This is a genomic window from Aerococcus sp. 1KP-2016, assembly GCF_002252085.1.
In the GTDB taxonomy this organism is placed as follows: domain Bacteria; phylum Bacillota; class Bacilli; order Lactobacillales; family Aerococcaceae; genus Aerococcus.
Map to the genome: position 1 here is coordinate 1 of NZ_NEEY01000092.1, position 2,235 is coordinate 2,235.

The window sequence follows — 2,235 nt, forward strand, 5'->3', positions numbered from 1 at the left end:
AAAGGCGTACATAATTCTTAAAAAGAGTTGTGTACGCCTTTTACTTTGAAAAAATTCTTATAAATTTTGATTGAAATATATCATGGGAACAGGTTAAAGGACTGAAAGTGTAGTTCCTTAGCCGTGACAGAGGATGAAATCGATACCTTGGCTCGATTTCAAATTGAAAGACCTTGGCTTTCAATGATCCCACGGCTCACAAGGAACGTACACTGTAAGGACGAAAAATCTATGATTTTAATCTTTTGTCCCAACCTCTTTTTCATTAAATAACATTAATTTTCATAGCCTAATCCAAATCCTAGTCCATATTTGTTTCCTTGGCTATCTTCGTAAGTATATGGAATAGTCATATATTTTTCTTTGTCATAGCCAGGTACATCATTTGGTGAAGCACAAACACCGTGCTCATCAACAGCGACGGCAGCATCATTTTTCGGTAAGGTCAAAGGCAATTTCCCTGAAGGATTAACTTCGCCAAGCATAACATCAAGAATTGCTTGGATAAAGGTGTCGAAACTTGCAGTCAAACCGTCCGCTAGTGGTTCAATATTTTCTAAAATAAATGGTAAATCAAGGTTTACATTAATAATGGTTTGATCGACTGCATCACGGATGGCTACTATTTTTTCAATATCTACATTGGTCTCTTCATGAATTTGTAAATCTAAATATGTTGGTGCTGCTTCGAAATAAGAACCAGAAATAGGCTCCGCAAATAATATTGCGACATCCGCATCGTGATAATCATCGACTATATCTAAATGAGGGAAGCTATTTCTGATTAAGCTTGGCAAGCTAGCATTAATTTCATCAGTATTCACTGTATTACCGATACGACGACGTGTTTCCATTTCTTTTTCATTGTATAGTTTAGTAAATAGTTCCACGTAGACTTTTTTACCAAGCAATTTTTCCTTAGTTAATGGTAAAACATGATCCTTATTCTTTAATACCACAACAGATTTTTGATGTGCTTTATAAGCTATTGCTTGTTTTTCAGGTGTATTGGTCACGGCAATCGCATGTGCAACGTCTTTGTAGGGATTTTCAAACAATCCTAGCGCAAACATTTCTGCTAATAACTGTGCGATCAAACTATCGACACGTTCCATTGATACAAATCCTTTTTCGATTGCCTCTTGAAACGCATCTACATCAGTTGTACCAGAAACTACATTGGTACCGGCTTCGATAATTTTCACTGCTCGTTCGGTTAATGATAAATCCTCAACGCCCCATGCCATCGACCCTAAAACTCCTGTATCTGAATTGACATACCCCTTAAATCCTAACTCATCGCGTAGCAATTCTTGAATAAATTGTTTGTTATAGCAAAGGCCACATTCTCTTCAAATCCACGTGCAAACGGTACTTGTGGTGTTGCTGATTTCTCATCAGATGGAATCGCATAGTATGGCATGATTGAAGCAGGATGATGTTTAATTGCCGCCTTGAATGGTGGCAAGTGATAATTTTCAAGTGATCCTTCTGTAGGATAAACATTGAATTTTCCTTCTGCATAATGCGGGTCAAAACCATTTTCCCGTGTGCCACCACCAGGGAAGTGTTTGATGGTCAAGGCAATCGCATCTTCATCCAATACCTCACCCTGAAACTCAGGGATAATCACTTCAGCAATTGCAGAAATTGTGGCTGGGTCTTCCCCAAAAGTACCATAGGTTCTAAACCAACGAGGATCAGTAGCTGTATCCACCATGTACATGTACCCTTTTCGGATGTTATTCGCCAGAAATTCCTCGTGACCAATCGCGGCAAACTGCTTCACCAAATCTAAATCATCCATAGCTGCTAATCCAAGTATACCCGGGAATGTTGTAAATTGACGTACTGATTGAGCTGCATTAAAAGTTGCATCCTCATTTTCGTTACGCGAATTAGAAATAATGACCACTGGTATCCCTAAGCGTGATTCTTCAGCCATTTCTTGAATTGTCTTTGTCCAAGTTACCATCTGTTCTGGTGTGGCATTCTCACGTACAATCAGGTGGCGCAATTAAAAATCATGAATAAAAGTTGTAGTTGGAAATTCGTGCTTAGGTGTTGGGTGTGTAAAGAACAGTTATAAAATGTAGGAAAATGACAATGTAAAATTGTTGGTTTTCCTACATTTTTTATATACTCTTCTTATCCCCTATAGAATTGGAGTGGAATAGGAATGAGAAGAGATATCAGAGAAGGAGTGAAAAAACATATGATTGATGGCATAAAGCC

The 2,235-nt window shown here is 38.1% G+C and carries 2 protein-coding genes; both read right to left on the bottom strand.

Annotated elements, in window-relative coordinates:
• Positions 1 to 275 precede the first annotated feature (275 nt).
• Positions 276 to 1,310, bottom strand: a complete 1,035-nt coding sequence (locus B9P78_RS09450) for a glycoside hydrolase family 3 C-terminal domain-containing protein (RefSeq protein WP_158520597.1) — start codon at positions 1,308 to 1,310, stop codon at positions 276 to 278.
• Positions 1,292 to 2,017: a glycoside hydrolase family 3 N-terminal domain-containing protein gene (locus B9P78_RS09455; protein WP_094519177.1), complete on the bottom strand. Its 726-nt coding sequence runs from the start codon at positions 2,015 to 2,017 to the stop codon at positions 1,292 to 1,294. The genes B9P78_RS09450 and B9P78_RS09455 overlap by 19 nt, the downstream gene beginning before the upstream one ends.
• Between the last annotated feature and the right edge of the window lie 218 nt (positions 2,018 to 2,235).